General features: G+C 50.7%; 24 protein-coding genes. 12 read left to right on the forward strand and 12 right to left on the reverse strand.

The window, feature by feature from the left end:
- Positions 1–27: 27 nt before the first annotated feature.
- Complete coding sequence (locus EPA93_RS49560; protein ID WP_277988734.1) at positions 28–324, forward strand: cyclic pyranopterin monophosphate synthase MoaC; 297 nt, start codon at positions 28–30, stop codon at positions 322–324.
- Here the strand turns inward: EPA93_RS49560 and EPA93_RS07170 are convergent.
- From EPA93_RS07170 to EPA93_RS07190, 5 genes are all read right to left on the reverse strand, one after another.
- Positions 321–1,337, reverse strand: a complete 1,017-nt coding sequence (locus EPA93_RS07170) for a tetratricopeptide repeat protein (protein ID WP_129886395.1) — start codon at positions 1,335–1,337, stop codon at positions 321–323. The genes EPA93_RS49560 and EPA93_RS07170 overlap by 4 nt on opposite strands.
- Before the next feature lie 123 nt (positions 1,338–1,460).
- On the reverse strand, positions 1,461–2,564 hold the full coding sequence (locus EPA93_RS07175; protein WP_129886396.1) for a hypothetical protein: 1,104 nt from the start codon (positions 2,562–2,564) through the stop codon (positions 1,461–1,463).
- A gap of 92 nt (positions 2,565–2,656) precedes the next feature.
- Entirely contained in the window at positions 2,657–3,706 is a 1,050-nt protein-coding gene (locus EPA93_RS07180) for a hypothetical protein (RefSeq protein ID WP_129886397.1), read from the reverse strand.
- Between the two features lie 71 nt (positions 3,707–3,777).
- Complete coding sequence (locus EPA93_RS07185) at positions 3,778–4,872, reverse strand: type 2 periplasmic-binding domain-containing protein (RefSeq protein ID WP_129886398.1); 1,095 nt, start codon at positions 4,870–4,872, stop codon at positions 3,778–3,780.
- 76 nt (positions 4,873–4,948) lie between these two features.
- Positions 4,949–6,298, reverse strand: coding sequence for a hypothetical protein (locus EPA93_RS07190; RefSeq protein WP_129886399.1), 1,350 nt, complete (start codon positions 6,296–6,298; stop codon positions 4,949–4,951).
- 252 nt (positions 6,299–6,550) lie between these two features.
- Between EPA93_RS07190 and EPA93_RS07195 the strand changes: the two genes are divergently transcribed.
- From EPA93_RS07195 to EPA93_RS50275, 5 genes are all read left to right on the forward strand, one after another.
- A complete protein-coding gene (locus EPA93_RS07195) occupies positions 6,551–6,769 on the forward strand; it encodes a hypothetical protein (RefSeq protein WP_129886400.1) in 219 nt (72 codons plus the stop codon).
- Positions 6,770–6,787: 18 nt separating this feature from the next.
- A complete protein-coding gene (locus tag EPA93_RS07200; RefSeq protein WP_165422937.1) occupies positions 6,788–7,681 on the forward strand; it encodes a class I SAM-dependent methyltransferase in 894 nt (297 codons plus the stop codon).
- A gap of 39 nt (positions 7,682–7,720) precedes the next feature.
- Positions 7,721–8,152, forward strand: coding sequence for a hypothetical protein (locus EPA93_RS07205; RefSeq protein ID WP_129886402.1), 432 nt, complete (start codon positions 7,721–7,723; stop codon positions 8,150–8,152).
- Positions 8,149–8,403: a hypothetical protein gene (locus EPA93_RS07210; RefSeq protein ID WP_129886403.1), complete on the forward strand. Its 255-nt coding sequence runs from the start codon at positions 8,149–8,151 to the stop codon at positions 8,401–8,403. The genes EPA93_RS07205 and EPA93_RS07210 overlap by 4 nt, the downstream gene beginning before the upstream one ends.
- A gap of 372 nt (positions 8,404–8,775) precedes the next feature.
- Positions 8,776–8,907 (forward strand): hypothetical protein, encoded by a 132-nt coding sequence (locus EPA93_RS50275; protein WP_277988736.1) that lies wholly within the window; start codon positions 8,776–8,778, stop codon positions 8,905–8,907.
- A 128-nt stretch (positions 8,908–9,035) separates the two neighbouring features.
- On the opposite strand, the gene EPA93_RS07215 is transcribed toward EPA93_RS50275, so the two are convergent.
- The gene (locus EPA93_RS07215) at positions 9,036–9,524 is read right to left on the reverse strand and encodes a VOC family protein (RefSeq protein WP_129886404.1); all 489 of its coding nucleotides are present in this window, start codon (positions 9,522–9,524) and stop codon (positions 9,036–9,038) included.
- A gap of 103 nt (positions 9,525–9,627) precedes the next feature.
- On the opposite strand from EPA93_RS07215, the gene EPA93_RS07220 reads away from it, so the two are divergent.
- Positions 9,628–10,521, forward strand: a complete 894-nt coding sequence (locus tag EPA93_RS07220; RefSeq protein ID WP_129886405.1) for an IS982 family transposase — start codon at positions 9,628–9,630, stop codon at positions 10,519–10,521.
- Positions 10,522–11,324: 803 nt separating this feature from the next.
- Positions 11,325–12,122: a GNAT family N-acetyltransferase gene (locus tag EPA93_RS07225; protein ID WP_129886406.1), complete on the forward strand. Its 798-nt coding sequence runs from the start codon at positions 11,325–11,327 to the stop codon at positions 12,120–12,122.
- 104 nt (positions 12,123–12,226) lie between these two features.
- Here EPA93_RS07225 and EPA93_RS07230 read toward each other — a convergent pair whose 3' ends face one another.
- Positions 12,227–15,052, reverse strand: a complete 2,826-nt coding sequence (locus EPA93_RS07230; RefSeq protein ID WP_129886407.1) for a tetratricopeptide repeat protein — start codon at positions 15,050–15,052, stop codon at positions 12,227–12,229.
- A 148-nt stretch (positions 15,053–15,200) separates the two neighbouring features.
- Between EPA93_RS07230 and EPA93_RS07235 the strand changes: the two genes are divergently transcribed.
- The gene (locus EPA93_RS07235) at positions 15,201–15,734 is read left to right on the forward strand and encodes a ClbS/DfsB family four-helix bundle protein (RefSeq protein ID WP_165422938.1); all 534 of its coding nucleotides are present in this window, start codon (positions 15,201–15,203) and stop codon (positions 15,732–15,734) included.
- A gap of 313 nt (positions 15,735–16,047) precedes the next feature.
- Here the strand turns inward: EPA93_RS07235 and EPA93_RS07240 are convergent, their stop codons facing one another.
- Both EPA93_RS07240 and EPA93_RS07245 read right to left on the reverse strand, forming a co-directional pair.
- Entirely contained in the window at positions 16,048–16,470 is a 423-nt protein-coding gene (locus tag EPA93_RS07240; protein ID WP_129886409.1) for a PPOX class F420-dependent oxidoreductase, read from the reverse strand.
- 22 nt (positions 16,471–16,492) lie between these two features.
- Positions 16,493–17,197 (reverse strand): nitroreductase family protein, encoded by a 705-nt coding sequence (locus tag EPA93_RS07245; protein ID WP_129886410.1) that lies wholly within the window; start codon positions 17,195–17,197, stop codon positions 16,493–16,495.
- 114 nt (positions 17,198–17,311) lie between these two features.
- Between EPA93_RS07245 and EPA93_RS07250 the strand changes: the two genes are divergently transcribed.
- Positions 17,312–18,211: a LysR family transcriptional regulator gene (locus EPA93_RS07250; RefSeq protein ID WP_129886411.1), complete on the forward strand. Its 900-nt coding sequence runs from the start codon at positions 17,312–17,314 to the stop codon at positions 18,209–18,211.
- 163 nt (positions 18,212–18,374) lie between these two features.
- On the opposite strand, the gene EPA93_RS07255 is transcribed toward EPA93_RS07250, so the two are convergent.
- Positions 18,375–19,913 (reverse strand): MDR family MFS transporter, encoded by a 1,539-nt coding sequence (locus EPA93_RS07255; RefSeq protein ID WP_165422939.1) that lies wholly within the window; start codon positions 19,911–19,913, stop codon positions 18,375–18,377.
- Positions 19,906–20,364 (reverse strand): MarR family winged helix-turn-helix transcriptional regulator, encoded by a 459-nt coding sequence (locus tag EPA93_RS07260; protein WP_129886413.1) that lies wholly within the window; start codon positions 20,362–20,364, stop codon positions 19,906–19,908. Before EPA93_RS07260 ends, EPA93_RS07255 begins: the two co-directional genes overlap by 8 nt.
- Positions 20,365–20,776: 412 nt before the next feature.
- On the opposite strand from EPA93_RS07260, the gene EPA93_RS07265 reads away from it, so the two are divergent.
- Complete coding sequence (locus tag EPA93_RS07265; RefSeq protein WP_129886414.1) at positions 20,777–21,373, forward strand: GNAT family N-acetyltransferase; 597 nt, start codon at positions 20,777–20,779, stop codon at positions 21,371–21,373.
- A gap of 86 nt (positions 21,374–21,459) precedes the next feature.
- Here the strand turns inward: EPA93_RS07265 and EPA93_RS07270 are convergent, their stop codons facing one another.
- Positions 21,460–22,311: a helix-turn-helix transcriptional regulator gene (locus EPA93_RS07270; protein WP_165422940.1), complete on the reverse strand. Its 852-nt coding sequence runs from the start codon at positions 22,309–22,311 to the stop codon at positions 21,460–21,462.
- A 204-nt stretch (positions 22,312–22,515) separates the two neighbouring features.
- On the opposite strand from EPA93_RS07270, the gene EPA93_RS07275 reads away from it, so the two are divergent.
- The gene (locus EPA93_RS07275) at positions 22,516–23,274 is read left to right on the forward strand and encodes an N-acyl homoserine lactonase family protein (protein WP_129886416.1); all 759 of its coding nucleotides are present in this window, start codon (positions 22,516–22,518) and stop codon (positions 23,272–23,274) included.
- The last annotated feature ends 33 nt before the right edge of the window (positions 23,275–23,307 follow it).

The raw sequence follows: 23,307 nt of genomic DNA on the forward strand, positions 1-23,307 counted from the left end.
AAGTACTGGTGTCAATACGATAATTCAATGAAAGGATTTTGTGGCACCTCATTGCTGCCAGTGCCACTTACCCATATTAATATAACTTTTGGTTTTCGTGAAGAAGAAGGGATGATTGCTATAGAGACAACTGTGCGTACTACCTATAAAACCTACGCAGAAGTAGAAGCACTTACAGCCGCCACTATAGCGGTGCTCACGATCTACTGCATGTGTAAGGCTGTCGATAACACAATTACCATTGAGCAAGCCTATATAGCTCAAAAGAGCGGAGGCAAGAGCGGGCTTGTGACCTTCCAACCTGAAAAGCCTGCTTCCCACTAGGCAAACTTGACTGATTTGAGTTGCTCTGTCAGATGTTTGACTTCTGGTTGCCTTTTCCAGGGGGCAAGCTGTTTCTGCACGGCTCTTACCTCTTGTAAAGCCCGGATAGATTTTGCTCTTGCGGCGCAGGACAGGGATTGCGTAGCCTGTTTACAAGCCTCTTCGATTTCTCCTTGTAGGATGAAGGACTTGGAGATATCAGCAAGGATCAAGGATTCTCTACGCGTTGGCCCCGGAGGTAAGTCTTGCAGAGCACGGAAAAGGAGATGGCGCGCCTGCTCTGGCTGGTGTATCCGTAATAAGCAAGCTCCTTTATATGCCGAGAGGGCGGCACTATTGAAGCCCGTCCATTTCGTATCTTCCCCGCTGTTTTCTTGGCTGAGAACGGTTTCTGTTTTTTCAATGGCGACAAGTGTTTCAGCTGAGCGCAGACTAGATAATGCTTCAGCTTCCATCATCACAATCCAGCCTAAGCTTTTTCCTGTGGCTTTCCCTCCTTCAGCTTGTGTGTAGGCTTCGCGTAAAAGGGGCAGTGCTTGTTGGGGTAATCCTGCATGCATGAATACAAAGCCTTTACGCCCTAATGCCAGAGCTTGTAAGGTGGGGTTGTTTGCTTCCTTAGCGGCCTCTATGGCAAACTGATAATATTTTACCGCTTGCTCTGTATCTTCAGTATCAAGATAGATTTCTCCGATAATTTGGGCTGTATTACTCGCCACTTTAGCAAGCCGGTGAAGGAGAGGTGTTGGTTGTGAGACGTGCAGGAGTTTAGCAACAGTGCTTAAATGTCCTTGTAACCCGCTCAACAGGTCAATTTTTGCGATAGCTCCTCGATAGAGTTCCCAGTAGAGGTTCGTTAATTGCTCCATCTTTGTCATTGCTGTCTCATCAATACGATAAGGATTATGAAGCGCGTATGCCAGCCGTTCCCAGGTATCACTTAGTTCGGGAAGAGCAATGGATGAACCTGCGCCTATAAGGAGTTGGAGCATGGAGCGCCTGAGTCTATCCAAATCACTTTCTCTCCGGCTCAATAGTTATGAACGGTACCTATTTTTTCTCTCAATTTCCAGATGAGTGTTTAGTTAGAAGGGCATGGAGAGAAAAGGTAGACTTTCCCTTCATGCCCTTTAGGCTCAGATCTTTAAAATCTTTCCCAAGCGCTTCACTTCTGGATCTTTGTTAAAGCGGCTACTAACGAGCTGCTGATATATTTCCTGGATTCGAGCCTGATGAACACTTGACCTCACTTTCAGGTTCTCATTGACTGCAGTGAGCATTCTTTGGGTGGTTGTATAGTAATCTTTCATCCCTAACGATGCTTGCCCATATAAAATATCTATCCAGACCCTTCGCCTTGCATGTGGGGCTCCTCTAAGCTCTTCTAACGCATCAAGCTCATCCCTCACCTTCTCGTATTGTCCGAGGGAAAGGAAGGTTTTGGCCCTACCAATCATGAATCTCTTCGTATCCAGACCCTTCATATCACCATTCACGAGGATCTGATAATAGAAATCATTAGGCCTATTCTCAACTTCTACGTATCTTTCCGCTTTTTCTAGTGTACGTAGTGCAATGCACTCGCCTATAGGGGTCGTATCTTTAAGAGACTGGGCACGAGCTTGTTCCGCCCAGAGAATACCTTTCAATTGAGGGCTGGCTTGAGGAAGGGCCTTATTGAAATCATTAATGGCTGCATCAATTTTCTCTTTCTGCCCGAATGCTCCCCAGGCTAAACTTACTACTCCACGGGTAAAATAGGATGCAGAGAGGACCTGTGAAGAGAAGATATCATTCCCCATGAGCCTGGCTACCCGTACCCCTTGATTGGCGTACTTATATGCCTCTGGAAAATCTCCTTGATCCCTTCGAATGGTAGCCGCTAATCTATACAACCCATTTAGTCTTTCACCAATATGGTGTAATAAATTGCCCTTTGCTTGAGCTTCTACAGACTCCAGTTCCTTGATGTAGAACTGGATGTCTTCAAATGAGCTTTGGGCAGTGTGCATGTAATGAATTTTCCAAAGATACCTTAGCTCATGATCATGCCTTTCGATATCCAGGGAAGTATACTTAAGCGTGTGGGCGGCGCTGACTTGCTCAGTTCCGGTAATCTCATTGAGACTTGCAAGGCCTAAAAGAGCAGGAGGAATTGATAAAATTTTAGCTAACGCTCTACGACGGTCAATATTCCTTGGAATTTTGTTCCTGCCAGGAACATTGTTGATTTGTTCCATCTGTAAGTAATCCATCCAGAGGTAACCCCACTCTCCAAGAACTATGCATGAACAGTTGCCAAAATCGTTGCTCATCTGAATTGATGATAAGCTTAAATAAGTGGTTTCACTCTACAAGGACCTAATCTCTGTCCAAGCGCGCATACCAGGGCATTGTTAGGATCTTTGCTCTTGTACTGATGATGAAGCTGTTGGATGCGTTCTTCTCGACTTCGTGATTGAAGCGTGCGCACGATCCTCAAGGCCTTCAATGCTCGTTCGCAACTCCCATCAAGTTCGCCCTCTTGCAAAAAGGCTTCCGCCTCTTCAAGGTAGATATTGGCTTTCCAACTGAGAAGATCTGGTCCGAGATGCTTATGGGCAATGGCGAATGAGTTATGAGCGGCATCAAAATGCTGAAAGCAGGCCAACAATTTTGCTTGCTCGATATGGAGGCTTGCTACATTCAGCTTTAAGAAGCTTCCATCGTTTTCTAACTTTCCTTTACGCACAATGCGCCCGGCAGTATCTAAAAATGCCATAACCGTTTTTTCCGTTTGTGAGTCATGCAGGCCGGTACGCGTATATTTTTCCGCTGCCACGAGATATACGTTTCCTCTAAGAATGTCGCGCGATCGATCAGCATAAGGGAGAGCGCGTTGAATATCTGTAAGCGCTAGATCATATCGTCTTCTCCGCGCATAGGTGCCTGAACGATGTTCAAGGGCCGCTGCAATTAGCTCTGCGTTATCTAGCTCAAGCGCCAGATCTACTGCTTTTGTCCCGTTATAGAGCGCTTGCGTAAAGTCCATACGATCCCGTGCTATTATTCCTGCTAGTTGATAGAAGCGACAAAGCATATAATTGATTTGTTGACGTTGCAGACTCTGTACATTGTCTGCTGCCTGCTCAAGCTCCTCTACACAAAAAGCAACGTCTGCCGCAGCGCGTTGAAAGCTGCTCGTATAACATGTCTCCCAACATAGAGCTAGCATACGTTCGTAGATGATCATGGCGTTGCTAGTAGTGTGGGCAAGCGATTCGAGGAGTTCTAGCGTGCCAGCACTCGTATTTTGCCCAACAAGAGGTGATACCCCGAGGAGGAGTAACGGGATATTCAGAATTTTGGCGATGGCAGCTCGTCGTGGTAGTGATTCTGGCATCTTCGTATTCTTTAAGCTTTTTGCATTTCAACGATTGGTGGCCACATGTTTTGTCCTGTATCTAAAACAATTCATGCAAAAATTTCTGGATATTGGCCTCGCAACAGGGTTACGCCTAAGTGCATAACATCGTCGTGGCCAGCATAAGGGCTTTCCTGAACCTTTTTATATATTTGGGCCACGCGAGAGATATTTATTTTGGACTGAATCTCTATGGCAATCGTCAGCGCTTCCTCTGCTCGCGTGATAGCTTGTTCGTATTCTCCCTCTGCGACATAGGATTTTGCTTGAAGGATCGTATTGTAAGCATAGCGCCGTTTAAGGGAGGGATCGGTAAGCGCTTCTCTCAATTCTCTCCTTGCATCCTTTGGAGAGCATAGGGTAGCGAGTGGAGAGGCCAGATAGGCTGCAGCTTTGTCCAGATGATATCGCTCCTCACCAAATTTGACAAAATGCTCATCCTCTCCCTTTCCCTGTTCAATCCATGAAGTACTTTGATCGATAAGATGTAATGCTTGATAAAAGTCCTTACGGCTCTGGGCTAAATGTGCCTGAGCGTAACCAAGAGATGAAAGAACAGCTCCATGCAATTGGGGGCTTGCTGCAGTAAGAAGAGATTGGGCAGCTTTGAAATCCTGGGCTGCTGCTATAAGATCGCCTCTTTCTTGTAGCGCAATTCCCCGTCGATGAAAGACTAATACTTTTAGCTCCCGTACAGGTCGTGAATCCTTAAGATGCCCGGCAAGTTGATGTGCTTTATTCAAGTGGGTAATGGCTTGCTCATAATCCTGCAAATCCCTTACCACATTAGCAAAAACCATGTGATAATGGCAAAGGTACCACATCGTGATTGCCCTTTGCTCTTTCCCTCCATACACTATTTCCTCTTCCAATTGTTCAATCCACTCGTAAATCTCCCGTAGCATTCCAACAGCTGTAGTAGTATGGTTCTGTTTCCAGTAGGAGAAAAGTTGGCGGCGACATTCTGTGAGAGATATTTCTGCTCGTTTTGTAGTAGGAGATTGAGACAGAAATAGGTCTAAGCCCTTATGTGCTTCTAGCGCTTCAAAGCCAAAGAGTGCAAAAGGGATGCTGAGAAGATGCGCCAATGCCAGGCGTCTTCGCATATCTCGGGGCACATTATTGATCTGTTCCTTTGATTTCATCTGCATGCTCGGCTTTCAGCCCCACATAAGCGTGGCGTATAAAAGAGTCAAAACCCCTCTTCTAAACTGAGAACTTTCAGATGTTAAAAAGCTTTGGATGTTGTGCCTTAAAGATTTCTACCTCTAATACGGCCACATCTATATGGCCCTTAGCATACGTACTTTTCTGCAATGCTCCATGCATGCTAGCAATACGAGCGAGATTGATATGAGAATGAAGACTTTTTGTCTGGGACAGGGCTTGCTTAAGGACATCGATTGCTTGTTCGTAATCCTCTTCCACAAGATACGATTTGGCTTGAAGGATCGTATTGTAGGCTAGTCGCCGTTTGGGGATAGGTGTTGCCTGCGCCGCAAGCGCATTTCTCAACTCTCGCCTCGCATCTCTTGGATATCGAGCCATTTTCACTGGAGAAGCAAGATAGGCTGCGGCTTTATCCAAATGATATCGCTCTTCATCGAAAGTTACAGAATGAATATCATCCTCGCTATCTTTTCTCCCGATAAATTGTTCTGAGGTATCAATCTGCTTGATGGCCTGATGGAAGTGATAGCCATCCTGTGCTGTATGTGCTTTCAACTGCCCTAAAGACATAAGTGCAGATCCCTGGATACCAGGTGAAAGATATTTCTTAAGAGAGAGTGCGGCGGTAAAATCATCTGTAGCAAAGGTATAATCCTGCTCTGCTTTCCCGAAATAGCCAAGAGCCGCTGTATTTTCGCCTCTTTCTTTAAAGACCCAACCTCTTCTGCACAGAATTGCCACTTGTAACTTGAAAAGGTTCCCTTCACTTGCCAGGAGATATGCCCGATTGAGGTAGAGAATGGCCTTGTTATACTCTTCCTTATCACTGGCCATATTTGAGAGCAGCATATGAAATCCGCATAATAAAGATAAATTCTGCTGCTTCTCTTTACGATCTCCGTAAAGAAGCGCTTTTTCTAGCTGGGAGATACTCGTTTTGATTTCTCCTACGTGTTGGAAAGCTGTGCTTATTCTATGCAATTTCCAGTAGTTTCCGAGTGCTTGATGAGCTTCTTTGATATTCAATGATGTAGGGCTAATTGTCTGCGGTGTAGCGAGCCGCTGTTGAAGTGGAAAAAGAGGCTTCTCGACTTCCTGAGAGGAAAGAAGTAGCTGTTCAAGCGAGGTTACCCCAAGCAATGCAGGGGGGATCTGAAGCAAGGTTGCTAAAATCCATCTTCGTTTAGAATCAGTTGGGAAGGACTTATTGTGTATCATCTGGTAAATCCGTATCCTGGTATAAGGCTCATTTCTCGCTGCTATGCCGTAGATTCTTCCAAACTCCTCCAATCCTATCTCGCTTTTCTTGAGAAAGTCAGCTACAACCTCATTGAAATCGGGCAGGCCATTCTCTAAAATCGTGTAAGGTCCATAATTGCCAATATATGCCTCATTCAACATCTTCCATTCTCCTCACTTATTTTAAGTATAAATAGGGATCGTAGAAGATATTTTACCTCATACTGTGTAATCCATTTGTTAAATTATCTCCCTCTTACAAGAAAATTTTACATTTTGATCTTGCAAGAGTGATATATTCATACCGACACATGAAAACTTACAAATCTATTATGCAACTAATAATCGTTAAGTGTCAAGACAAGCAAGCGAGCTTCTATTTCATGTAAAACAACAACTTGAGGAGTCCATTTCATGTCAATGAGTGAAGTAGCACAGCTCAAACGGCAAATCGAATTGGAATGCGAAGCAGCCAGGCGAGGATTAGAAGGGCTTGCAGCGGGGAGCGCCTATCATCGCTTTATTCGCGAACGAACCGCACGCTTAGGCGCCTACTATCAACAGTTAGTTCCTCTCATCGGCGAGGAGGAAGCCAGAAGCATTCTAGGGAAAGCATGCGAAGCATGTTTTTAGTGTTTGGAAGGGATGGCAATGCATCTATTTCGCTTCTTCAGACGAGCACGTAAAGGACAGGGTGTATCAACACGTTGGGAGCCGGGCCCCTGCCCTCTCACCTCTGTCAAAGGAGGGCGCCGCTGGCGGGAAGATATTCCCTACGCGCTTCCCAAAGATCTGCAGGAAAACGACCGCTTGCACTATCAACATTATGTCTTTAAGACACTGTTAGGAGGCAATTATCATGCCCCACTTGAGCGGGTTGGCAATATCCTTGATGTTGGCTGTGGACCGGGTTACTGGATGCTTGAGATAGCTCAACAATTTCCCCAAGCGCGCATCAGCGGGCTCGATACCGAATTTGCCCTGCCTCCTGGCCCCGTTGCCTCCAATTGTCGCTTTGTCCAGGGCAACATTCTGCACGGGCTGCCTTTTGCCGAGCAGAGCTTTGACTATACCCATCAGCGCCTCTTAGTCGCGGCGCTTCCGTCACAGGCCTGGCCCTGGGAGATCAAGGAGCTGCTGCGTGTGACACGTTTGGGCGGCTGGGTTGAGCTGATCGAGGCCGGGGATGGCTTTGCGGCAACGGGACCGCAAACCGAGCGCTTTCTGAGCTGGACACGTGCGGCATTGCGCATGCGCGGCATTGATGCCGGGATCATTGCCAACATCGGACGCTGGTTAGAGGAGGCTGGAGCCCGCGAAGTTGTCTTCAGAACGCTTTCCTATCCGCTAGGTTCCTGGGCCGGACACGAGGGTGTGCTCTGGGGCAAGGATGTCTTTGCCGGCTTTCTGGCCATCAAAGGACTGCTCAATGCACAGCTCGGCGTACCACTTCACGAGCTCGAAGCGGTTCTGGCCCAGATTCCCCAGGAATGGGACCGCTATCGGACGTGCAACAGCATCTACGTTGCGTATGGAAAAAAATAATAAAGCAAGCTTGTAGCGGTAAACAAGAGGGAGGATGACATGATTGCCCTGGATGATTTACAGAACTGGGTTCAGGAAGAATTGCAGCAGGCCAGGCAAGCGGGAGAGCGCTACGAAACTCACTGCAAGCCGTACCTTGCCACCTTAGCAGCGATAAAAGGCGCGGGCGATGCTAATGATGTGTTGGCTGCTTTAACCCTTTGGGCAAGAGAAAGGAGAGAGCTGGAGAATGTAGCCGTGACAAAGATTTGTCAGAAGATCCACAGTAGTTTGACCTGGAGCATCTGGAGACGCAAGAGGAACACCTATGTAGCTGTAGGAGAGGAAGGGATCTTTCTCAGCCTCTATGAAGCCTGGAACCGTACCTATGAGCTTTGGGAGCAGACCGGAGGGCATTATCTTGTGGCGATATGTGGAGGAAGATTTGAGCGTGAATTGCTCATGGCCAGTGAGATAGGAGGAAGACTGTGAAAGATGAGCCTCTTGAAAACATTTTGCGCGAATTGCACTTCTGCCAGCGTGAGTGGAAGCAGTACGAAGATGAGCTCGTTAAAAGGGCGCAGCGTCAAGCAATCTTCGAGGATTTGTACAATGATGTGCAACCACTCCTGAAGCACTGTATCGAACTGATGAGCACTTTGCGCGAGGGAGAAGTCGTAAGCCGCGAGTGGTGTGTAAGAAGAGACGCCTGCCTCAAGCAGCTTAAGGAGTATACCATCTAGCAGGCAGGAAGCAAGCAAGCTTATTCAAGACATGGGGCTATGTATTGTTGCACGTGATAATGTCGGGTAAAAATGGCATTTCTATAACTCAGAGGCGGTATATGATTTTGCCGATAAGGAAGCGATGAGGGAGAATCATGAAACTGAGCGCTTGATACACTTCTGAAGATCATTCTCGCCTTTACTATTACAATTATTTCATATTTCATAGAGAGCATAGGTATATGCATGTCTATCATTTATACTTCTTTTCAGAAGAAGATATATTTTTTCTGAGCTATCAAATCTATTATTGGATTCGCTTTACTTGCATGAAAAAACTTCTTTGCGTTTTGATTGTTTGTACTAGTATAGAACAAGGATCGTGCTCACATGGGACAGATTAAGTTCGAAATAATCACAGCCCAGGCCGGACCTGATGCGCATCTCTTTGGACTCAACTACAATTATGAGATTTGGGCCATTGGTATACCAAATTTAGCTAACGCGATGTGCAACTTTTGAGAAACGGGAACCCTCTTCGAGGAGAGATAATGGGGCGCGCCACGATCTAGCGAATTGTTCCCAGCCTCTCTCCCCTACTCAGCGCCGTAGGCTGTGGAAAAACTTGCACACGGGGTTAGCTAGTTAAATTATTCGCCTTTGTAGGCTTTTTCGAGTTCGCTTATATTCAGTTTACCCTCCATACTAAGCATAGCAGCGCTAACCCGATCAGCTTTAGCAGGGTCTGGATCACGCATCATTATATCCAGGCTTTCCGGCATAATCTGCCATGTCAAACCATATTTGTCCCTGAGCCAGCCACATGACATTATTTCGCCGCCTTCGGATAGCGCTTCCCAAAGCTTATCAATCTCTTCCTGCGTTTTGCAGTTTACTGCTATTGAGATAGCTTCACTAAAAGTATACATTGGACCGCCATTGAGCGCAGTAAAGTTTTGGCCATTCAGTTCAAAGTCTATTGTTGATACATCTCCGGATTTCTTTCCTGCTTCTTTTGCCACTGACTCTGTGAGATACGATGTGTTTATTATTTTTGCATTTTCAAACAGCGATACATAAAGATCTACCGCTTCTTTTGCCTGGTCGTTAAACCAAAGAAAAGTTACTATTTTTTGCATTCGAATCTCCTTAGTTAACGCGATGTGCAAGTTATCTTGCCAAGGAAAAGGCTCATGACTTATCCTCAGAGCAACAAACCAAACGCTTCTGAGGAGAACCGCCATGAACCTTGACGACTTTATTATCACATGTTTTTATTGGATTGACGAGATGATGCCGAGTATTCTTGAAGGAAGGCGCTTGCGCAGGCGTGGCCCGCAGCCCAAACTCACCGACAGCGAGGTGCTGACGATGGAAGTCGTAGGCACCTATCTGGGATTGAATCAAGAGAAAAGGCTCTTGAACTTCTTCCGGCAGCATTATAGGCACTTTTTCCCTGCCTTGCATCAGCTGCACCGCAGCACGTTTGTCCGACAAGCCGCCAATCTGTGGGCAGTCAAAGAGCGCATGTGGTGTTGGGTGCGCGATGAGCTGGTGCGCCATGATCCCTTGGTTGGCATTGTTGAGAGCGTTCCCGTCCCGGTGTGTCGTTTTGCACGAGCTCCCTGGTGTGTGCGCTTTCGTGGCAGCGCTAGCTACGGCAAAGATCATGCTGATCGGCAGACCTTTTACGGTTTTCGTTTGCATCTGCGCTTGGGCTGGCCTGGGGTCATTACTCATGGGTTCCTGGCTCCAGCCAATGAACCTGATGGGGAAATAGCTCCATTGGTTCTGCAAGGGACCCAAGGCATCGTGTTGGGCGACAGAGGTTCCTGGCTGCCCGATCTGCAAGCTGAGTTGCGTGAGCAAGGTCTGCTGCTGCAAGCGCCCTATCGCCGCGCTCATGCGCCGCTGGCCGCAGCCTTTCACAGCCCAGTGCTCGGACGCGTGCGCTATCTCATTGACACCGTTTTCGGGCAATTGACCGACCGCTGTCAGCTCAAACGCGTCTGGGCACGCGATTGTTGGCATCTGCGCAATCGGCTCTTGCGCCTGTTCTTGATGCACACTTTGTGTGTTTGGTTCAATCAGCAAGATGATCTTCCTCGTCTTCTCTTGGACCGCTTCGTTGCTTAAAAAACTTGCACATCGCGTTAGTTAGATTGATAATTACTATGTTAATGGTCGTAACGCAGCCTTTGCTAAAAGATGAGGATAGACCGCATCCCTTCTCCCAATAATATCCGTTCCCTGCGAAAAAAAACTTCTCAGATCTTGCTCTTCTCTTTATACAGTCAGCACCCATTCCCAGAAAAGGTAAGGGATCTTCTCTCAACCGAGGTTCTGACACCAACTTTTTGCCCAATTTGAGTGCGCACCCCTGATCTGCGCATCATACGGCGAGGTGTCGATTGTGGTGGCGCTGCTCATGATTGAAGGCAATTTTTTCACATCGCCCGACCTTGACGAATACCCTGAAAGTGATTGAGACGGTGCGACGGAAGGCCGAAAATAAGGCAAAGGCGGCAACCCAAAGAAAAAGAAGCATATTGAAGAGCGACAGGTCTGGCATCTCATTACCTTCGATGCTTGTCTGAAAAAGCTTGAGCGTTCCGCTGGAGCAGAGGAACCCCAATAAGCACAGGGGCGTAAAAACAAGGGTTTGACTGATCTCTATCCTTGGGATCTCTCGTGCCACTCTGTACCGATACGTCAAAGCGTCTGAACCGCGCACCTAACTGTCAAAAATTCCGTGAGCTGAAGAATTCCAAAATTTACTTCGAGCGAGTTGAGAGCCGCATACAAAAGCGCAAGATTTTCCTATCCATCCTGTCAGGAGCGAGCTAGAATAGCGAAACGGACTAGGTAAGTTTATGCTTTGCAAACATCGCCTTTCTTGCAAGATACATGAGTAGGACAGGATTAGGAGCAAAAGCTTCATGGACGAAACGGCAATAGTAAGCAGGATTGAAGCAACATTCATGCTGTTAGGATATCATACTTACGTCGATGGATTGGTCTGGCCCATGGATGTGCCAGGAGTAACGGCTCGGGTCTCTTCCTTACAAAGCACCTTCCTCAACCGGGTTGGCCTGGCAACCTTTACGGAGGCCAATGTGGATGAGGGCATTGCCCAGGTGCTGGCCAGATATCGACAAGCGGGAAAGTTCTTTGGCTGGTATGTGGGACCAACGAGCCAACCGCACAATCTCGGTGAGCGCCTTGTCGCGGCAGGGCTAACCTATCGAGGAAGCGTCAAAGGCCTTGTCTTGCGCAACTTCGATCAGGCGATTAAGAGCGATCCTACTATCCGTGTCGAGCAGGTCAGCTTCGCCGCGTGGAATGCGCAACGCTCCATGATAGCCCGTGCCTTCGGCCTGGATAGAGAATTGATGAGCATACTCAATCTCTGTTACGGGACAATAAATAAACCAATTGCTTTCTATCTTGCCTATGTGCCGGACCTGGAGGAACCAGTTGCTACCGCAGTCTCTGTATTTGATGGTTATGGGATTGTGGCACTGCTCGGGGCCGCAACCCTTGAAGCCTATCGGAGCAGAGGGATTTACACGGCGATGGTAGCCAAACGCCTGGAGGATGCGCATGTCATGGGAGCCACGACAGCTATCGTGCAGTCTGATCCAGAGACATCAGCACCCATCTTACACAAATTGGGATTTGAGCAGGTCTGCTCTCTTGACTCGTATGCTCCCAGCGAGAAGGTAGAAGAGGCGTAACAAGGTCTTTTCCAGGCGTCTCTATCAGGTTTTGTGCGAACGAGCAGGGAGACAAACGTGAGCTAGCCTTCAAGCAAGTTTCGCCGTATCCACCTCATGGGTGGTCAGCCCTGCTGGATAGTGCAGGAATTTCCTGGCAGTGGATGGGCCGTCGCTGGGCTTAGTATTGTCAGCGGTTCTTGCGCCGCCAGGATGTAGGCCAGGGGCATTGTGCGCCCTTCATCTAGAGCCAGTTCAAAGGCCGCTTCACCAAGCTGCATACAAATAGCGGCTCGTGCTTGCTCGATACTGGCGCGTAGTGCCTGGGGAAGAATGACAGAATCACCCTGACGCGCCTTCTCCGCTGCGCCCCAGAGCTGTGCCGCACAAATTGCCTGTCCCTTGGTAGCTGCCACGGCTGCCAACCCTTCCAGGCAGGGAGCTACCAGCCGGGGATATTCCAGGGCCTGGGACAGACATTGCTCGTACAGCAGACGTGCTCTCTTGCGGTTTCCCTGTAAGGCATATGTACACGCCAGGAGGAACAGCGACCGCGCAAGCTTGCGGCGGTTTCCCGCCTCCTCGTTGAGCCGATGGCATTCGCTTAGCAAGCCGTAGGCCCTGGCAACATCACCCTGTTCGAGGGCATCCTGTCCAAGCAGACTGAGGGCATGGGCGAGTCCCGGATTGTTGCCAGCCTCTCGGCAGAGCGCCACAGCTTCCTCAAGCAAGCTACGGGCTCGCTTTAGCTCTCCCTGGATCAGAGCATTGCGGGCGAGATAGATGAGCGGCCAGGCGAGATCGCCAGCATAGCCAAGTGCCCTGTAGAGCGCCTGACACTCTTGTAGCAATTGCTGAGCTCTGGCATACGCGCCCTGCGCGGAGGTCATGCGCCCCAGGAGCAAAAGGACGGCAGCCGTCCTCCAGGTGTCGCCATTGGCGCGCCAGGTTCGCAGGGACTCCTCAGCCAGGGCATGAGCTAGCATATAATGGCGCTGATGGAAAGCGAGCCCTGCCAGACCTATCAGTGTATGTGCGACCCCTTGCTGGTCTCCAAGCTGCTGACATAGGGACAATTCCTCCTCAACTGTCTCCTCTATACGGGCGTGATCGCCCTGATGCCAGAGAAGCGTTCCTAGGGCAAGGAGGGTCTTCTCGCGTAGAAGAATGCTGTGCTTCTCGCTCGCTGTCAGCAGTCGTTCGAGCATAGAGCGTCCTTCGCTCACACGTCCTCGCGTGACCCAGAAACGCCACAATGCGCTCCCCAGAGCTACAGCTATCTCGATACCACTCCCTTCCTCCTCCTGCTTGCGCTCCAGCGCCCAGAGCAGGACGGCCCGGATGTTCTCGTAGTCCCGCTCCAACAGATCGAGCCACTTGCCGGCATCGCGGCTGAAGAGATACATACTTGACTGCTCCACGAATGCCAGATAGTAGGATGCATATGCCTGCCGCACCGCCTCCAGTTCCCCTTGCTCGCGTAGGCGCTCCAATCCATACTCGCGGAGCGTTTCTAGCATCGTGAGACGTGGCTCCTCGCCCTTTCGCTCGCTTTGCTGCAAGAAACTCTTGTCGATGAGAGAGGTCAGGCCCTCTACTACCTGCAAGGGCAGCTGGCCGTCTTCATTGCTTGTCTGCTCGGTTGCCTGGGCAACGGCGCTGGCGGCCTGTAGCGTACAACCACCGGCGAAGACGGAGAGCCTGCAGAAGAGGCGGCGCTCCTCGTGACTCAAGAGATCGTAGCTCCATTGGAGGGTATTGCGTAACGTCTGTTGACGGAGGGGCAGATCACGTGCACCACCGGTCAAGACGTCGAGCCGATGCTCTAGCTGTTTGAGCAAGGCCTGCGGAGGCAATAGCTTCATGCGTGCTGCGGCCAGTTCGATGGCGAGCGGAAGCCCTTCCAGGCGCATGCAAATCTCGGCTATGGTGCGGGCGTTGGCCTCCGTCAGTTGAAAGTCAGCTTTGATGGACTGAATGCGCTGCAGGAACAGGCGTACCGTTGCCACCTGCTGCAAATCTGCGAGCGGTGGAAGCTGCTTAAGATCGGGCACGGCCAGCGGGGACAGGATGAACTCGTGTTCCCCAGAAAGATGCAAGGCGGCCCGGCTTGTCACCAGGATACTAAGCTGAGAACAGGAAGCGAGCAAATCAACCAGGCGTGGAGCAGCCGCCAGCACCTGCTCGAAGTTGTCGAGGAGCAGCAGCAAGTGTTTCTCCTGGAGGTAATCCTGCACCTGTTCCAATAGGGGACGATCGCCGGCTTCCCATAGGGCCAGGGCCTGGGCGATGGCTGCCGTGACCAGCTCGGGTGTGCTCACTGAAGCCAGCGCAACGCTGCAAGCACCATCGGCAAACTCTGCACTCAAGGCTTGGGCAACTTCCAGCGCTAAGCGTGTTTTGCCTACGCCGCCGGGTCCGACAAGAGTGAGCAGACGCACCGCTGGACGACGCAGGAGCGCACTAAGCTCGGCGACTTCCTGCTCACGCCCAACTAGCGGAGTGAGCGGCGCGGGTAGATGGCGCGCCGCTGGTAGGTGAAAAATCTGTGCAGTGCGCCGGTCTGTAGCCTTGTGTGAACTGAGCAAATTGCCAGCATGAGTTTGAGAGACTGGCCACACCGCCTGGGCTGATGAATCTCGCAGCAAACCGAGATCGCTGGCCTTTAGTTCAAAGAGCTGGCAGAGCCGCTCCACGTAGTATGGACTGGGAAAGGCCTTGCCGCCTTCCCAGCGTGTGACCATCATATAATTAGGGGCGCCAATGCGCTCTGCGACCACCTGCTGTGACCACCCACGCTCCAGGCGAGCCCGACGTAGCAATTGATTGGGGACGGATTGGGCGGCTTTCTTGACCATGACTCTGTTGCTTCCACGTAGCACGCGATGGGATGGGCTGTCTTCCAGACAAGGGACCCGGCAATGCCTCATCGCTTCTCGAAACGGTCTCATCACTCCTTTTTCCTCCCCAAGTATACCACATTGCGTTCATGGGTAATCCTTGTATGTTCGCTAGTTTCTGCCTTACAAGAAATTCACGGATTTACAAATGGCGCAACAATATCTATACTGGAAGGAAAAGAGATTAAAGGAGAATACCATGCCAGAGACAGGAGAGAAGGTCGAAATTCTTACAAAAATCCAGACAGGATATGCTCAGTTTGAGACATTGCTCGCCAGCTTGAGCGAAGAACAGATGACCATTCCTAACGTCAATAGTAACTGGTCAGTCAAAGACAATATCGCTCATATCACTGCCTGGCAAGACTATCTGGTGGAGCAGCTTCAGGGGATAATGACAGGGAAAAAACCTTCACAGTTCCTTCCAGATCTCTCCCTGCCCGACAGCCTTTCTGGCATAGACGAGATCAACGAAGGCATCTACAAGAAGTATAAAGATCGTCCACTGGCGGAGGTGCTGGCTGCCTTCCGAGCCTCTTATCAGCGCGTCCTGGAAGCAGTCAGGGCGATGAGCGAAGAGAGCCTGAACGTGCCTCCTTCCTGGGGTACAAAGAACGATCCCGACTGGCTGCTAATTGCCAGCGATGATCCTGCCAGGTTTATTATTGCCAGCAACACCTACGAACATTATAAGGAGCATAGTGATATCATTCAACACTGGCTGCAACGCTGATTGTGCAAGTTCCCTATGCCTTTGTGGCACGTTCTGTGGCAGGGTTGCATCATACGCCCATGAGGTACACCCCAGGGCGACAATCGATAAGCTGAAAGAAACAAGGCTCCTCGCAGAGAATTTTTGCCCTGAACTTCCCAGCCCTGAAACACTATACAGACGATCATAAGTGCTTTCCGGGTTTCTGTTCAAGTTGTTCGACTGTAGCGGCCTAGTTGATCAGTTTGGTACAAGAGAGGAAAGCGACAAGCCCCTCTCTGTTGGAACTCTTGCAAAAGGTGCCAGGAACATCGGCCCCTGACACCTCTCATGTTTACTCTACTTTGCGACTGGAAAAATCAGCTCTTGCCTGACCTGGCTCAATAGTGTTGCTCCTCAAACCAAAGGAGATGATCCGTGTAGGGAGAATGCGCAACATCTCTGGCGAGAAGGTTTCTACAATCTCTTGACCGCCTTCCGGTAGTGCTTCAACCATCCCACGCACTTCGATCATCCGCGTTTGCCCCGAGGGCAAAACATCATCAACGACAAAGGCCACACGCCCATGACTGACTGCATCACGATACTTTTTTGTTTGCGTCAGCTTATGTCCACCAATATCAATGCTGTCTTCATGAGGGTTATAGCGAAAGGCCACAGGTACCACATGAAGTTCTCCCTTCTCGCTAACAGTTGCCAGCCGGCCGAAGCGCTGGCTTTGCAAATAGACTTGTTCTTCTGAAGTAAAGTTACTCATCAGTCGTTCTCTCTTTACAGTTTCATCGGTTTTCATTACCCATTGCGCTGCCAACCTCCTGTTTTGATCTCCACCGCTCCCAGTGCAGCATGGTATCCAGTGGCTTGCGCGTCGCAGGCTTGAATGTTGTCCCTAGCGTATAAGCGACGGGGATGAGGCCTACTTGCATCACATGTTTGTAAGGGATGCCCAGGATGTCCGCCGCCTCCTGCTCAAATGCGAGATGAAGCGTTGTCAAAACGGTACCCAGACCACGTGAGCGGGCGGCCAGCATAAAGCTCCAGGTCGCAGGCCAGATACCTCCCCAGTGAGCAGCCTGCTCAACAGCAGAGAGATTCCCGGCCCGTCCTTCAATGCAGGGAATAACCAGGACGGGAATCTCGTGGAAGTGTGCGGTTAGATATCGCGCTGGAGCCACTTTCCTGGTCAGGTCTGCGGCTTCCTTCTCAGAGGATGCTGCGGCGATCATCTGTTTGAGCATATCTTCTTGGCCACCAGGAGAAGAGGCGCTTTTACGATAGAGCGCGGCCAATGCTTGCCGAAGCGCCGGGTCAGTGACAACAAGAAAATGCCAGCTCTGTATCCCACCTGGGGTTGGAGCCTGCACGGCAAGAGACAGGCATTCTTGGATCACCTCTGGCTCTACCGGGCGTGTAAAGTCCAGGCGCCGACGTACCGCGCGAGTGGTACTGAGCACTTCGTCAAAGGAAAGATCGAGGATTGGCAAGATGCTTCTTCTCCTGTTTTATTTCTCTGCGAGACTGTCAATTGCCAGGAGTATACCGGATCTGCTACAATGCACGCAAATCATATTAACCATATCCTTATGAAAGTTGCCCATATGAACTTCTCACAACTTCAGTGCTTGGTTGCTCTTGTCGAAACAGGAAGCTTTACTGAAGCTGCCTATACGCTTGACTTGACGCAATCGACGGTAAGTCACGCCCTGGCAGCCCTTGAAAGCGAGTTAGGGGTGACCCTCCTGGAACGCAACCGTAAGGGAGTGGCCGCACTTACCCCCGCTGGTCAAAAGATCATTCCGCGTGTGCGTGCTCTGCTGGCACAGGCCGAGGCCATTGAACAAGAAGCACAAGCACTTCGTGGCGAGGTTTCAGGAAAACTTCGACTAGGGACTGTTCACGCCCTTTATCCAGAGATGCTCGCCAGCGTCTTGATGCGTTTTCGAGCCTTGTACCCCGAGATTGAAGTCGTCCTCTTTGAAGGCACTATGCAAGAGGTGAGCGAGTGGCTCGGAAACAGTGTCATTGATGTTGGCTTCGTGTTCCATTCCGCGTGTGGAATTGAGAGTACACTGATTACGACCGACGAGTTGTGTGTGGTTGTTCCGACAGGGCATCGTCTCCATGCAGAAAACGCTGTGTCTCCAGGGAAGTTGCGTGGAGAAGAGCTGATCATGGAAAAAGCTGGATGTGCATCTCAGTTGATGGAGATGGGAAGCTTTGAGATGGGCAAGGCCAGGCTGCATGTCCGTTATCAGGCCAGTGACAGCGCCACCATCGTTGCGATGGTCCGCGAAGGTCTTGGCATCACGCTGTTGCCGCGTACGATGCTTCCGCGAAAGCTAGAAGGGGTCCTTGCCCTTCCGCTCAATCCACCGCAAGATGTGCCGATTGGACTCGCCGTTCGCCAGCGTTCCACAGCCTCCCCAGGAGCGCAGTTATTTGTCCAGGTGGCACTGACTTGGACACAAGAACAGGCTGCATCGCTTCGAGAAACATAGCTCTCTATACAATCAAACGGACAGGCCGTCCACTGGACTTATACGGTCAGAAGCTTGAACACAAGCTTGCACCAGAACTCGGAAAGCATTTATGATTATCTGTACTATGTGTTCTGTGGCTGAGCTGAGAAGGCAAGGAAACAAAGAATCAACAGGGTACCGATTATTGTGAGCTTCCGTTTATATGGGGTTGCTGAACTTTTTCCTCTGAGATGGCTGTGGGTGTACTTTGCCTGCGTTTGCGCAATGGAATATCTTTGAGGAAAAGCGTGATGACGAGAGCCGCGACCCCCACGCCAAACGTAACAAGAAAAACATGCCCAAGGTTCTGTGCCAGGGCCTGGCGAGCGGCTAGAGAGAGGCCTGTAGCATGTGAACCGGTAGCCAATACCCCTAAGACAGCCGTGCCCAGCAACGACCCCATCGCGCGCAAGTAATTTATCGCTCCCGTGCCGGTGCCCAGGCGCTCTACAGGAGTGGCGTTTTGGCCCGCAATCGTGTAAATGGGCTGAAGTACGCCTATGCCCAGGCCAACGATAATCATATTAATAGTAACCGTCAAGAGTGTTGTCATGGTGTCCATACGAACTAGTAAGAAGAGTCCTAGCAGGAGGATCAGTGCCCCAATGATCGCCAGAAGGTGATAGCGGCCCACTTTGCTAATCAACTGGCCGCCAATGATTGCGCTTATGGCGATGGGGAGAAAGAGCGGGGCGAGGCTGGCGCCGGAATTCGTGGCAGCCTGGCCAAGTATCGTCTGCATGAACAAAGGCAGGTAGAAGATCATGGCGTAGATGATCATGCCAAGCACGAGGGCCAGTAAAGAACTGGCGCTGAATATCTGGCTACGGAAAAGATCGAGCGGTAACAAAGGCTCTGATACTCTGCGCTCAATCGCGAAGAAGGTGAGATAGAGTATCGTTGCCGCGCCAAGCAGCCCAATTACCTGTGGCGATCCCCAGGCGTAAGTAGTACCAGCCCAGGTTAGGGCCAGTAAGAGGCAGATGGTTGCTACAGCTGAAGTCAATGCGCCGGCGAAATCAATGCGGCGCCAGGCCTTCCATCCACTATACGCTCTATGAGAGGTCGAAAGTCGGGAGGGCAGCCAGATTGTGAGGACGAGCAGGGCGAGGATACCCACCGGCATGTTAATATAAAAGACCCAGCGCCAGCCCTCATGGTCAGTTATCCAGCCGCCGAGAGCCGGAGCGACAATCAGCACTAGAGAGAGAATGCTGGCAAAAAGGCCTTGCCAGCGTCCACGCTCCGCAGGCGGGAAGAGGTCGGCGATGAGTGTAAAGACCAACGTCTGCATGAAACCTGCCCCTAGCCCTTGCAGGCCACGAAAGAGAATCAGTTGGGTCATGCTCTGAGCAGTTCCGGCCAGCGCTGATCCGAGCAAAAAGAGCGCAATGCCTGTCAAGACGAAGCCTTTGCGCCCAAACTGGTCGGAGAGCTTACCGACTATGGGAACTACTGTTGTCGAGGTGAGTAGATAGGCGGTCACCACCCAGGAGTATTCTGCAAAACCGTGCAGGGCTTTGACAATTGCCGGCAGCGCGGTGCCAACAATTGTCGCGTCAAGCGCGGAGAGCGCGAGCGTGAGTAACAGGCCGCCAACAAGGGCGGCGAGCCTCCAGCCGCGCGGGTGCTGCGCTTCAATGTCTTCATTCTCGCTGAGAACTGGCGAGCGGTCAGTCATGGAAACCCTCCTCAAAAAGACCTTCATGCTCCGCAAGGGAGATGATGGCTGTTAAGATGTCTATAATTGAGCTCAGATGGGTATCGTCCTTTTCGTTAAGAATAGCGTGTAAGCGCTGTTGCCCCCGACGCTGACGGCCAAGCAAGGCCTCACCTGCTTCGGTTAGGCGTACAAGCGCCCGGCGACGGTCGGCGGGATCATCGGTTCGTTCGACCAGGTGGGCTTGCACCAAGCGGTCAACTTGCAGGCTGGTCGCAGATTGACCAATATGCAAATGCTCAGCAATCTGGTTGATGGTCGCTGGCGCAATATGAAACAGGACCAGGAGTAAGCGAATCTGGGGCAAACTGAGACCCCGGTCAGCCCAATCCTGCGTCAGACGTGCCAGCACGGCTTGCACAAGGCTCTGAAAGAGCGCATGAGCCTGCTGGACTTGTTCCTCATGGGTCATTCTATTTCTCCTTCCATAATAATATGAGTATACGTAATAAAATTTGTAAAGTCAATAATATTGATTAAGCCAATATAAATAAGATTGGCCTACGGCGAAGTTGAGATGGTGCACGGGGAAGAAGGGGATAGACGCAGCATGCGGGTGAAGGATATGACAAACTCTCATATGGGTACCATTTTTGATGAGGGGCGAGGCAGGAGGCTTCTGTTCGTTGCTTATTGCAGATTCACTAGACCTGTTGTGAAAAGAGGAAGAAAAAACAAACTTGCCCAATCCTTTCTTCACTCCATTCAAGTGATCCAGAAGGAGAAACCGATAGAATTGGTTGGCTTTTCTTCGATTCTTGTAGCCCTTATGCAACTGCGATAGAATGGCACTTATAAACGCATCAAGAGAAGAAAGGATTGTTATGGGAAAAATTGAGCCAATTACATTGAGTGGACGCTATGTCCGATTGGAACTGTTGAAGATAGAGCACGCAACTGACCTGTATGAAGTGGGAAAGGATCCAGTATTGTGGAGATATATGTCCGGAAAGGGGCCGCACTCAGTAGGCGATATGGAGGAGTATATCGCGGAGGCATTGCGTGATTACAAGGCGGGGACCGCCCTCCCTTTTGCGATTATCGCGCTGGCGGATGGTCGGGTCGTTGGATCGACGCGGATTGGCAATATTGATCAAGCAAATCGCGGCGTGGAAATCGGCTGGACATGGGTGACACCTGCAGTTCAGCGAAGCGGGATCAATACCGAATGTAAGTATCTCCTCCTGCGCCACGCTTTTGAGGCATTGGGCGCGATTCGTGTCCAACTCAAGACCCATCACCAGAATCTCCAATCGCAGCGGGCGATCGAACGGCTGGGAGCGACGAGAGAGGGAATCCTGCGCAACCATAGAGTCATGGCTGATGGCTTGTATCTCCATTCGGTCATATATAGCGTCATTGAAAGCGAGTGGCCGGTTGTAAAAGCTCACCTGGAAGCGCTGCAGACAATGTATGCATAAGTTGAGTTCGTGCTTATGATCACCTGATTTGATGAACTGGAGGCTAAAGAATTTTTTACATTGTTGTGGCAAGAGAATCGCCAATTTCAATGGTATGCCTCTTGCCTGGGCTGAACGAGCCTTATCAGCTTTTGCGCCGTGTCGGTTTGGGGGAGCGGAGTATAGACGCACAGCTTCAGGTTGGGATCATCGGCTACCAGTAGTGCTGTTGATTGCAATTTAAGCAAGCCGATCTGTGGGTGCATGAGCTCTTTGTGGCCCATATGGGCCTCGCTCACTTCGTGAGCTTCCCACCACTGGCAAAATTCGGGGCTGGCCTGCATCAAATGGTCCCGCCGCCCAATAAACCAGGGCTCGCCGATATCGCGTCCGATGCTGGCACGGAACAGGGCCAGCGTTTCCCTGGCCCAATATTCCCAATGGAGAAAGAGGTCACGCTGCTCGGCGCGGGTAAACATAATCCAGACAAAGTTGCGCTCCCAGGCCGAAAGCGTGTCAAAGTCGATAAAGACCAGCGCAGCAGCCCGATTCCAGCCGACGATATCCCAGCGCGTATTCATTATAAAAGCCGGGTGAGGACTTAGCGCGTCAAGCATGGCTTGCAGATCTGCACTGATGTGCTCCGCATACTTCTGCACGGGGAGTGGAAGCTGTTCGCGGGCCAGCACGTAGAGATAGGTACGCTCATCCTCGCTTAGCTGTAGGGCTTGGGCCAGACTATCCAGGACTTGCGCCGAGACTTGAATCTCCTGTCCTTGCTCCAGCTTGGTATACCAGGTTGGGCTGATCCCGGCCAGCGACGCCAGCTCTTCGCGCCTCAGTCCTGGTGTGCGCCTTTTTCTGGGCCCTGCGGGTAAGCGGAACTGGGATGGAGAGAGTTGCTTGCGGCGTATGCGAAGAAAATGAGCCAGCTCGGCTCTGCGTGACTCATCGCTCATGCGCGGCTCCTTAAGGTGGTACATTTTAAACTAGTCTTGCCTCGGGAATTGTTAAACCCTGCTGTCTGCCGCATACTCTAAGCATGTGATGCACCAGACATAAGCTGACCAGACACATCTCTAACTTGTGAATTAGTTGCATTCTCCACAATTGTACTACAAATATCAGGCGGGGAAAACGCCTTGCGAGAGGAGAACTTTTTCATGCAAGATAATCGAAATGGGGCGCAACAGGAGAGCTTTACCGAACATTCTGCCCTACAACGTCTCTATCTTATGGAGGTTGCCACATTACCCATACCACCTGCTGGGCTACCCATTCCCTGCTATCTATTGGAGACCAGAGACGGCAAACATATTCTTATCGATAGCGGGATACCTGCGGATTTTGTCTCGCCGCCGGGAATGCCGCCGGCCCAACATGGCAAGAATGTTGTGGAGCAACTGGCCATGCTCGGTTTGCAGCCTGCTTCTATTGATATGTTGATCTGTACCCATCTTGACGTCGACCATACCGGCTATCATTCTCAATTTACCAATGCGGAACTGATTTTGCAGCGTGCTGAATATGAGATTGCATGTAGTGGCCATCCGCGCTTTGCGTCCACGCGTCAACAGTGGGACCATTCAGCTCTGCGCTATCGCTTATTGGATGGTGACACTGAACTGCTTCCAGGCTTGAAGGTGCTCAAGACCAGCGGCCATACAAGCGGACATCAATCGGTATTGCTGCAACTGCCGCGAATGGGGAAGGTCCTACTGGCGATTGACGCGATTCTCTGGCAGCACTCTTTCAGGCCCGACCGCGAGAAAGAGCTGCTGGATGAAGATGAGGCGGAGGCGCGAGCTAGCACAATCAAGTTGCTTGAGGTGGCGGAGCACGAGCACGTGGCGCTGACGGTCTTCGGGCACGATGGCCAGCAATGGCAGACGCTCAAAAAGCTCCCCGCGTATTACGAGTAGGATAAGATTCAGACGACAACAAGAATACTATCT

It is taken from the genome of Ktedonosporobacter rubrisoli (assembly GCF_004208415.1).
Classification (GTDB): domain Bacteria; phylum Chloroflexota; class Ktedonobacteria; order Ktedonobacterales; family Ktedonobacteraceae; genus Ktedonosporobacter; species Ktedonosporobacter rubrisoli.

Bases quoted from the DNA above. Each gene is read 5' to 3' on its own strand.
- EPA93_RS49560 (WP_277988734.1), top strand. From the start codon at position 28: ATGAAAGGATTTTGTGGCACCTCATTGCTGCCAGTGCCACTTACCCAT.
- EPA93_RS07175 (WP_129886396.1), bottom strand. From the start codon at position 2,564: ATGGAACAAATCAACAATGTTCCTGGCAGGAACAAAATTCCAAGGAAT.
- EPA93_RS07180 (WP_129886397.1), bottom strand. From the start codon at position 3,706: ATGCCAGAATCACTACCACGACGAGCTGCCATCGCCAAAATTCTGAAT.
- EPA93_RS07185 (WP_129886398.1), bottom strand. From the start codon at position 4,872: ATGAAATCAAAGGAACAGATCAATAATGTGCCCCGAGATATGCGAAGA.
- EPA93_RS07190 (WP_129886399.1), bottom strand. From the start codon at position 6,298: ATGTTGAATGAGGCATATATTGGCAATTATGGACCTTACACGATTTTA.
- EPA93_RS07195 (WP_129886400.1), top strand. From the start codon at position 6,551: ATGTCAATGAGTGAAGTAGCACAGCTCAAACGGCAAATCGAATTGGAA.
- EPA93_RS07200 (WP_165422937.1), top strand. From the start codon at position 6,788: ATGCATCTATTTCGCTTCTTCAGACGAGCACGTAAAGGACAGGGTGTA.
- EPA93_RS07205 (WP_129886402.1), top strand. From the start codon at position 7,721: ATGATTGCCCTGGATGATTTACAGAACTGGGTTCAGGAAGAATTGCAG.
- EPA93_RS50275 (WP_277988736.1), top strand. From the start codon at position 8,776: ATGGGACAGATTAAGTTCGAAATAATCACAGCCCAGGCCGGACCTGAT.
- EPA93_RS07215 (WP_129886404.1), bottom strand. From the start codon at position 9,524: ATGCAAAAAATAGTAACTTTTCTTTGGTTTAACGACCAGGCAAAAGAA.
- EPA93_RS07220 (WP_129886405.1), top strand. From the start codon at position 9,628: ATGAACCTTGACGACTTTATTATCACATGTTTTTATTGGATTGACGAG.
- EPA93_RS07225 (WP_129886406.1), top strand. From the start codon at position 11,325: ATGGACGAAACGGCAATAGTAAGCAGGATTGAAGCAACATTCATGCTG.
- EPA93_RS07230 (WP_129886407.1), bottom strand. From the start codon at position 15,052: ATGAGACCGTTTCGAGAAGCGATGAGGCATTGCCGGGTCCCTTGTCTG.
- EPA93_RS07235 (WP_165422938.1), top strand. From the start codon at position 15,201: ATGCCAGAGACAGGAGAGAAGGTCGAAATTCTTACAAAAATCCAGACA.
- EPA93_RS07240 (WP_129886409.1), bottom strand. From the start codon at position 16,470: ATGAGTAACTTTACTTCAGAAGAACAAGTCTATTTGCAAAGCCAGCGC.
- EPA93_RS07250 (WP_129886411.1), top strand. From the start codon at position 17,312: ATGAACTTCTCACAACTTCAGTGCTTGGTTGCTCTTGTCGAAACAGGA.
- EPA93_RS07255 (WP_165422939.1), bottom strand. From the start codon at position 19,913: ATGACTGACCGCTCGCCAGTTCTCAGCGAGAATGAAGACATTGAAGCG.
- EPA93_RS07260 (WP_129886413.1), bottom strand. From the start codon at position 20,364: ATGACCCATGAGGAACAAGTCCAGCAGGCTCATGCGCTCTTTCAGAGC.
- EPA93_RS07265 (WP_129886414.1), top strand. From the start codon at position 20,777: ATGGGAAAAATTGAGCCAATTACATTGAGTGGACGCTATGTCCGATTG.
- EPA93_RS07270 (WP_165422940.1), bottom strand. From the start codon at position 22,311: ATGAGCGATGAGTCACGCAGAGCCGAGCTGGCTCATTTTCTTCGCATA.
- EPA93_RS07275 (WP_129886416.1), top strand. From the start codon at position 22,516: ATGCAAGATAATCGAAATGGGGCGCAACAGGAGAGCTTTACCGAACAT.